The organism is Thioclava sp. UBA3469 (assembly GCF_002378135.1).
Classification (GTDB): Bacteria; Pseudomonadota; Alphaproteobacteria; order Rhodobacterales; family Rhodobacteraceae; genus Thioclava; species Thioclava sediminum.
On the sequence record NZ_DFRG01000010.1, the window covers coordinates 16787 to 17524 of the forward strand.

General features: G+C 68.8%; 1 protein-coding gene. It reads left to right on the forward strand.

Going from position 1 to position 738, the window contains the following annotated elements; translation table 11 throughout:
- A partial coding sequence (locus B3D39_RS00760) for an aminoacetone oxidase family FAD-binding enzyme (protein WP_286789288.1) occupies positions 1–738 on the forward strand: 738 nt, incomplete at both ends.

Here is a 738-nt window from a genome sequence, read left to right on the forward strand (position 1 = left end):
GGCGGCGGGCGGTGCAACTTCACCAACCGTCTCCTGACCCGGCAAAATGCGACCGAGCGATTCCTGTCGCGCAATCCCCGCTTCGCGCTCTCGGCGCTGTCGCGCTACACGCCCGCGGATTTCATCGCGCGGCTCGATGCGGCGGGGATCGCCTGGCACGAGAAGCATCTCGGACAGCTCTTCTGCGACGGGAAGGCCACGCAGATCATCGACCTGCTGCTGCGCGATCTGCGCGCGGCAGGGGGCGTGCTGTCGCTCGAGACGGAGATCGAGCGCGTGGAGCGCGCGGGCGACGGCTTCCTCGTCACAACCTCGCAAGGCCCGATCCGCGCGGCTTCGGTGATCGTGGCTACGGGCGGCAAGTCGATCCCGAAGATGGGCGCGTCCAGCCTCGGCTACGAGATCGCGCAGAAATTCGGCCTCGATATCGTGGAGACGCGGCCCGCTCTGGTGCCGCTGACCTTCGCCGAGCAGGATCTGGCGCGCACTGCGCCGCTGTCGGGTCTCGCGCGGCCCGTCGATCTGCGCCTCGGCAAGACGCATTTCGCCGAGGATCTGCTGTTCACCCATCGCGGGCTGTCAGGGCCCGCCATCCTGCAAATCTCCAGCTATTGGCGCGAGGGCGACACGCTCAAGATCGATCTGGCGCCGGGCAATGACATCGCGGCGGCGCTGTCGGAGCAGCGCGACGCGGCGGGCCGGCAGGCGCTGCACAATGCGCTCGCGCGGCATCTGCCC